The organism is Mycobacterium nebraskense (assembly GCF_002102255.1).
GTDB lineage: Bacteria > Actinomycetota > Actinomycetes > Mycobacteriales > Mycobacteriaceae > Mycobacterium > Mycobacterium nebraskense.
In genome coordinates this window covers 1-7,564 of sequence record NZ_LQPH01000036.1, presented here as the reverse complement: position 1 = coordinate 7,564, position 7,564 = coordinate 1, and the positions used below count along the sequence as shown (strand labels likewise).

The 7,564-nt window shown below is 64.4% G+C and carries 4 protein-coding genes and 3 pseudogenes; 4 read left to right on the top strand and 3 right to left on the bottom strand.

The features are described 5' to 3' along the window. Window positions 1-129: pseudogene (locus AWC17_RS34115) on the top strand (MMPL family transporter); the annotation flags it as partial. A gap of 32 nt (window positions 130-161) precedes the next feature. Here AWC17_RS34115 and AWC17_RS04120 read toward each other — a convergent pair. The 3 genes and pseudogenes from AWC17_RS04120 to AWC17_RS04110 form a co-directional block, all read right to left on the bottom strand. Beyond that, a pseudogene (locus AWC17_RS04120) lies at window positions 162-1,367 on the bottom strand (MFS transporter); the annotation flags it as partial. A 158-nt stretch (window positions 1,368-1,525) separates the two neighbouring features. Continuing rightward, window positions 1,526-1,819 carry a hypothetical protein gene (locus AWC17_RS04115; protein ID WP_046182903.1) on the bottom strand — a complete coding sequence of 98 codons (294 nt, stop codon included), beginning with the start codon at window positions 1,817-1,819 and terminating at the stop codon, window positions 1,526-1,528. A 124-nt stretch (window positions 1,820-1,943) separates the two neighbouring features. Continuing rightward, window positions 1,944-3,161, bottom strand: a pseudogene (locus tag AWC17_RS04110) (MFS transporter); the annotation flags it as partial. A gap of 170 nt (window positions 3,162-3,331) precedes the next feature. Between AWC17_RS04110 and dacB1 the strand changes: the two are divergent. The 3 genes from dacB1 to AWC17_RS04095 form a co-directional block, all read left to right on the top strand. Beyond that, window positions 3,332-4,573: a D-alanyl-D-alanine carboxypeptidase DacB1 gene (gene dacB1, locus AWC17_RS04105; RefSeq protein ID WP_046182902.1), complete on the top strand. Its 1,242-nt coding sequence runs from the start codon at window positions 3,332-3,334 to the stop codon at window positions 4,571-4,573. A 173-nt stretch (window positions 4,574-4,746) separates the two neighbouring features. Further along, complete coding sequence (locus AWC17_RS04100; protein WP_046182901.1) at window positions 4,747-5,184, top strand: MmpS family transport accessory protein; 438 nt, start codon at window positions 4,747-4,749, stop codon at window positions 5,182-5,184. Further along, window positions 5,181-7,564 (top strand): MMPL/RND family transporter (locus AWC17_RS04095; protein WP_085164313.1); only part of this gene is annotated, 2,384 nt, incomplete at its 3' end. The genes AWC17_RS04100 and AWC17_RS04095, both read left to right, overlap by 4 nt.

The following is a 7,564-nucleotide window of genomic DNA, read 5'->3' as shown; positions in this document are numbered from 1 at the left end:
TTCTGGTGGCCCCAACGCGTGCGCCCGCGCCCGGCCAGCCAGATGCTTCGGCCCTCCGGGCCCCGCCGTTTGGTGCGCGCCCTGTTGCTGACACCCGCCGATCATTCTTCGCAGACGGCCCCGCCCTAGGCGGGCACCGCCGCACACCGCGGCTCCGACGCGGGTGCGCCCAGTGCCGCAACGGCGGCGGCGACGGCCAGGATCAGTACGACGACGACCGGCCAGATCGTGGAGTGGTTTTGTGCGATGCCGCCGAGAGCGCCTCCCAGCGCCGTGGTTTCGATGGCAAGCAGCGTCGAGCAAAAGCCGATCAGCGTCCCGCGGTGGGGTTCGGCGGCGACCACGCCGATCCACGATATCGCCGCGGCGAAGACGGCCAGGGCGGCCACCGTCGCCATTAAGAACACGGTGCCGTAGGCCCACATGTGAAACCACTGGCCGCACGACTCGGCCGCGATGGACAGCACGCCGGCGGCCGCGCTGAGCAGGGCACTGCCAAGCAGCATGCCGCGCACCCCGAATAGCTGGTAGACCTTGCGCCACAGCGCGGAACCCATGACAAGTCCGATGCTGGACAGGAACACCAGCACATGCAAAGTGCCGCTCTGGTGCGCGGTACGCAGGGCATAGAAGGTGGTGCCCAGGGTGAGCGGGGCGAACAACAGGCACGTGATCACATACCGGCGAAACCACGGCTGGGTGCGGGCGACCCCGAAGCCCTGCCGGCAGGTGTCGCGCACGGACATCCTTGGGGCGATCGAAGTGGACCGCGCCGGGCCGACGAACAGTGCCGCGAAGCCGGAGGCAGCCAGTCCGAATGCGCCCAGACACAGCAGATCGCGGTGCAACGCCATCTTGTCGCCGGTGGCCAGCCCCGGCACGACCAACAGCGCGGCAATGGTGGCCACCACCGACGCGATGGTCCCCTGGACCAACAGCAGCTTCAACGCGGACAGCTTGCCGGAGACCATGTCGGGGTAGGCGACGTTGGAGACCGCGACGATGACTCCGCCCCCAGCGCTCGTCAGTAGAAATACCGCCGCCGCGAGCAGGCCATTCCAGGGGATCACCGAGTCACACAAGATCAGCGCGGCCGCACCCGCCGCCATCGCCGCCAGCAGCAGGTGCCGCATCTGGCCTACGCGCCGCAGCACCGCCGGCGACACCGAATTTCCCACGATGGAGCCGAGGCCGTACGCCGGAAACAGCAGCGCGGCCAGCCAGGTGAGGCCCAGGTGTGCGCAGATGAACGGCAGCACCACGGCGCCATTGCTGAACTGCATACCGGCCGTGTAGAACGCGCCCTGAGAAGGCAGGCGCGGAAACGGGTTCGTTTGTGCTGAACCCTGCTCCAGTAATACGGCCATGACACCGACAATATGGGCGCTGATCAGGCAGAACTATCCTCCGATCGGATACCACCGGACGAATTGCATGTCCCCCGATTGGGGGAACGGCCAGACCCGATTCTGAACTTCTGTCCCATCAGTCACAGCGCGGCGTGCTCACCGAAGCCGGCGGCGGCTTAACCGGCGGCGGGAAGTCGCTTGACGGCGTCGACGGCCAACGCCACCTCCCGAGCTCGCGGGGTGGTCGGCTCCTTCAAGAACCGCGACACGGCGTTGCAGAGCCAGACGAGCGCAGAACGCATCTCGGCATCGGGTGTGGCGTCACGATGCTGCTTCAACTCCACCAACGCCTGGTCGAGCCCCGAGCGCCGAACCTGCGTCGCCTTCTCGACCTGTTTGAGCAGGTGCTTCAGTGGTCGTGGGCCCGACGCGCCGGCACCATCGCGGGAACCCCGCAAGCGAGACCACAACCGACCGTTTGGAATAGCCGCCAGTGTAGGGGTTGGAGGCGACCATCGACGGCTTCGGGCGCGAACCGCGCCGCTAGGCCTCGCTGGGCTCGCGACGATCGATTACACGCCGTGTTCCCGACTGAGGTGCACCCAGGGACACGAGCGCGGCGACGGCTGACAGCACGAACACAACGACAACCGGCCAGATGGTGGTGTGCTTTTGGGCGATTCCGCCGAGCGCGGCCCCTAGCACTGTGGACACGACAGCAACCAACGTCGAGCAAAAGCCGATCAGTGTCCCGCGGTGCTGTTCGGCAGCGACCGCGCTGATCCACGAGATCCCGGCAGCGACGACAGCCGCACCGGCCACCGTCGCCAGTAAGAACACCGTGCCGTACGCCCATACGCGCAACCACTGGCCGGACATCTCAGCCAGGATGCACATCGCGGCGGCGACGGCGCTGAGGATGGCACTGCCCACCAGCATGCCGCGCACTCCGAATCCCCGGTACACCTTGGACCACAGCGGCGAACCGAGTACCAGTCCGATGCTGGAAACGATGACCAGCACATGCAAACCGCCGCCCTGATGGGCGGTCCGCAACGCATAGAAAGTGGCGCCCAGGCTGACCGGGGCGAACAACAGGGACGTGATCACATACCGGCGAAACCACGGCTCAGACCGGGCGACCGCGAAGCCCTGCCGGTAGGTGTCCCGAAACGACAGCTGTGGGGTGAGCGAAATCGACCGTACCGGGCCCAGGAACAGCGCCGCGATTCCGGATGCGGCTAGTCCGGCTGCGCCCAGCCACAGCAGATTGCGGTGATACGCCATCGTGCTGCCATGGGCCAGCAACGGCACAAAGGTAAGAGCGACGACGGTGGCCAGCACCGACCCGATGGCCCCCTTGACCAGTAGCAGCTCGCCCCGCCGAAAGTCGGATAGCTTGCTGGAGATCAGGTCGAGGTAGGCAACGCGAGAGACCGCGACGACGACGCCACCGCCCGCGGACACCAGCACAAACACCGCCGTGGCGAAAAGTCCGGTCCAGGCGATTGCCGCGTCGCACACGATCAGCGCGGCGGAGGCCGCCGCTGACACCGCCAGCAGCAAATGCCGCATCTGGCCTGCACGCTGCAGGGCCGCCGGCGACATCGAGTGTCCTACGATCGAGCCGATGCTGTACGCCGGAAAAAGCATCGCGGCCGCCCAGGTGAGGCCGTGGTGGGCGGCAATGAATGGCAGCACCACAGCACCGTTGCTCAGCTGCATCCCGGCGGTGTGGATCGTGCCCTGGGACAGCAGTCGCCAAAACGGGTTGGTCGGTGCCGAGGCGTCGGGCGCCAACGGTACGCGCATGGCGGGTCACAATACCGGGCTCTGAGCTGCGAGAACCGCACTTCGGCCGGATACGATTTTGCGAAATTGCTGTCCTCCGATCGGGTGGCAGCCAATCCTTAACTTCCGTCCCACCAGTCACAGCGCGGCTCCCCCGAATCGGGCCCGCAATCGCCTAGTCTGCACAAGCAATGAACTTCCTACGCCCCGCATCATGCCTGGCAGCGGCCATTTTCCTGGTCGCCGCTCCGATGACGCTGGCCGCGCCCGCCGCTAGAGCCGAGCCCGGCGCCGGACCCAACGCCGCCCCCGCGAACTGCCCCTTCAAGGTGAACACCCCGCCCGCGGTGGATTCGTCGGAGGTTCCCCAGGCCGGTGACCCGCCGATCCCGCTGGCGGTGCCTGCGAAGCCGGTCGGCGGCGAGGCGCTGGGCAGCTGCGGCGTCGTCGCCGCCCCCGATACGTCGGCGCTGCCCACCGACGTCTCCGCCGACGCGTGGTTGGTGGCGGACTTGGACAGCGGCGCGGTGATCGCGGCCAAGGATCCGCACGGTCGTCACCGCCCCGCCAGCATCATCAAGGTGCTGGTCGCCATGGCGTCCATCAACGCGCTGAACCTGAACAAGTCGGTGCCCGGCACCGCCGACGACGCGGCCGCCGAGGGCACCAAGGTCGGCGTCGAGGACGGCGGGGTGTTCACCGTCAACCAGCTGCTGCATGGCCTGCTGATGCACTCCGGCAACGACGCCGCGCACGCGCTGGCGATGCAGCTCGGCGGGATGCAGCAGGCGGTGGAGAAGATCAACGTGCTGGCCGCCAAGCTCGGCGGCAAGGACACCCGGGTGGCGACGCCGTCCGGGCTGGACGGGCCCGGGATGAGCACGTCGGCCTACGACATCGGGCTGTTCTACCGCTACGCCTGGCAGAACCCGACTTTCGCCGACATCGTCGCGACGCGGACGTTCAACTTCCCCGGCCACGGCGACAGTCCCGGCTACGAACTGGAAAACGACAACCAGCTGCTTTACAAGTATCCGGGCGCCCTGGGCGGCAAGACCGGTTACACCGACGACGCCGGCCAGACCTTCGTCGGCGCGGCCAACCACAATGGGCGGCGCTTGATGGCGGTGCTGCTGCACGGGACGCGGCAGCCGATCGCCCCGTGGGAGCAGGCGGCGCACCTGCTGGACTACGGATTCAGCACGCCGCAGGGCACCCAGGTCGGCAACCTGATCGAACCCGACCCCTCGCTGGCGCCCGCCAAGCGCGACAGCGCCGCCGACCGGCAGGGCAACGGCGCGCAGGCCGCGGGGCTGATGCCCTCGGCGGACGCGCTGCCGATCCGGGTGGGCGTCGCTGTCATCGGGACGATCATCGTGTTCAGTTTGATCATGGTGGCTCGCTCGATGAACCGCCGGCCGCAACACCGTTGACGGCGGATCGGGACAGTAGCCCAAGACTCGCCCGGGAAACCACATAACGATTAGCTGAAACCCAGGATGCGCCAGTCCATCGACGGTAGCGTCTACGTCGCTAACGCACGAGATATCAAATTGTTGAGCACGTCGGAAATTGGCGGAAGATATACGTTCGCGCGAGGGTAAAAATGGTGCCGTTTACCAGAGTCGTGAAGCGAATGTGGTTGCTGCTGGCCATCATCGCCATCGCCGGTGTCGCGGGGTTGGGTATCTATCGGCTCCATAGCATGTTCGGAGTCCACGGACATCCCGTTGTCAGGGTCAAGGCCGATCTCGAAGATCCTTTGTTCGACGCGAAACGCGTGACCTATGAAGTCTTCGGCCCCGCCGCGACCGCAAAGATCGCCTATTTGGACCCCGACGCGCGCGTGCAACGGCTGGAAAATATTCCCCTGCCGTGGTCGCAAACGGTGACGACGACGCTGACTTCGGTCACCGTCAACCTTTTGGCGCAGAGCAACGGCAGCGAGATCGGCTGCCGAATCCTGGTGAACGGCAAGACTGAGGACGAAAGGTCCGAAACCGGTCCGAAAGCGTTGACCTTCTGCCAGGTGAACGCCGGATGAGCGAAACAGCCGAGGTTTCCAGTCCGCCGTTTTTGCCACAACTGATCCGCCGGTTTGCGGTGCCGATCGTCCTGTTATGGCTGGGGCTCACCGCGATCCTCAATATCGCCATCCCGCAGCTGGAAGTGGTCGGCAAAGCGCACTCGGTTTCGATGAGCCCCGCGGGTGGCGCGTCGATTCAGGCGCTGAAGCGCGTGGGTCACGTCTTCGGGGAGACCGGTTCCGATAACGCGGCCACGATAGTGCTGGAAGACAACAAACCACTCGGCGATGACGCGCACCGCTTCTATAACGAGCTGTTGCAACGGCTTTCGGCCGATACCCAACACGTCGCGCACATCCAGGACTTCTGGAGTGATCCGCTGACCGCGGGGGGATCGCAAAGCCCGGACGACAAGGCCGCGTACGTCGTGGTGTACCTCGCCGGCAAAAGCGAGACGGCCGCATACAATTCGGTCTACGCCGTGCGGCATATCGTGGAAACCACCCCGGCGCCGCGTGGGCTCAAGGCATATGTGACCGGCTCGACGGCGCTGATCGCCGATCAATCGGAGGCCGGCGACAAAAGTATCGCAAGGGTCACCCTGATCACCGGGGTGGTGATCGCGCTGATGTTGCTCTTCATCTACCGGTCTCTCGTCACCACGATCCTGGTCCTCGTGCTGGTCGGGATCGAGCTGGGCGCGATTCGCGGAGTCGTCAGTTTTCTGGCTTCTCACAACGTTTTCGGTCTTTCGACCTTCGCAACGAACTTGCTCACCCTGCTGGCCATCGCCGCCAGCACGGACTACGCGATATTCATGCTCGGCCGTTACCACGAGGCGCGCTACGCGGGCAGGGATCGAGAATCCGCGTTCTTTGCCATGTTTCACGGGACCGCCCATGTGATTCTGGGCTCGGGCTTGACCATCGCCGGCGCCATGTATTGCCTCAGCTTTGCCCGACTGCCGTACTTCAAGTCGCTCGGCCCGCCCTGCGCGGTAGGCATGCTGGTTGCGGTCCTCGCCGCGCTCACACTCGGACCGGCGGTGCTGACCCTTGGCAGCTTCTTCACGTTCTTCGACCCCAGGCGGAGGATGGCCACTCGGCGGTGGCGGCGGGTGGGAACCGCAATCGTTCGCTGGCCCGGCCCGGTGCTCGCGGCGACCTGCGCGGTGGCGTTCATTGGACTACTGGCCTTGCCCAGTTACCGGACGACTTACGATCTGCGCAAATTCATGCCGGCCAGCATGCCGTCCCTTGTCGGGGACAGAGCCGCGGGTCGACACTTTTCGCAAGCTCTGCTGAACCCTGATGTGCTATTGATCGAGACCGATCATGATATGCGCACTCCCGTTGACATGCTGATCTTGGACAAGGTCGCGAAAAATATTTTTCACAGCCCTGGAATCGCGCAGGTAAAATCAATAACCAGACCGCTGGGAACGTCCATCAAGCACACTTCGATTCCTTTTATCATCAGCATGCAAGGCGTCTCAAATGCCGAAAACATGGAATTCATGAAGGACCGACTGGACGACATGGTGATCCAGCAGCAGGCCATGGACGTGTCGATCGCCACGATGAAGCACATGTATGACCTGATGGGACAAATCGTCGACAATACCGTCGACATGGATCACCTCACCCACGACATGTCGGACACCACCGACACAATTAGAGACCACCTCGCGGATCTCTCGGATTTCCTTCGACCGATCGGCAGCTATTTCTACTGGGAGAGACATTGTTACGATATTCCAGCCTGCTGGGCTATAAGGTCGGTATTCGACACGTTCGATAACGTCGACCAGCTGGCCGAGAAATTGAGGGGTCTCGTCAAGGATTTGGATGTCCTCATCCGACTCTTGCCGGAGATGCGGGCGCAAATGCTGCCGATGATTTCGACGATGACCATCATGCGCGACATGCTGGTGGTCTGGCACGGCACGCTCGTGTCCTTCTACAAAGAGCAGGAGATGAACACCAAAGACCCCGGCGCCATGGGCCGGGTCTTTGACGCCGCCCAGGTCGATGATTCGTTCTATCTGCCGCAGTCGGCCTTTGACAATCCAGATTTCAAGCGCGGCCTGAAGATGTTCTTGTCTCCGGACGGCAAGGCGGCCCGCTTCATCATTGGCCTGGAGGGAGATCCGTCGACGCCCGAGGGCATCGCTCGCGTCGAGCCGATCCAGCAGGCGGCCAAAGAGGCCATCAAGGGAACGCCTTTGCAGGGCGCCGCGATCTCCATGGGCGGCACCGCTTCGACCTACCGCGATATTCAAGAGGGCGCCGTCTACGATCTGCTGATCGCCGGAGTGGCGGCGATCAGTCTCATTCTGATCATCATGATGATCGTCACCCGAAGCGTGATTGCCGCCGCGGTCATCGTCGGAACGGT

Bases quoted from the DNA above. Each gene is read 5' to 3' on its own strand.
- dacB1 (WP_046182902.1), top strand. From the start codon at position 3,332: ATGAACTTCCTACGCCCCGCATCATGCCTGGCAGCGGCCATTTTCCTG.
- AWC17_RS04100 (WP_046182901.1), top strand. From the start codon at position 4,747: ATGGTGCCGTTTACCAGAGTCGTGAAGCGAATGTGGTTGCTGCTGGCC.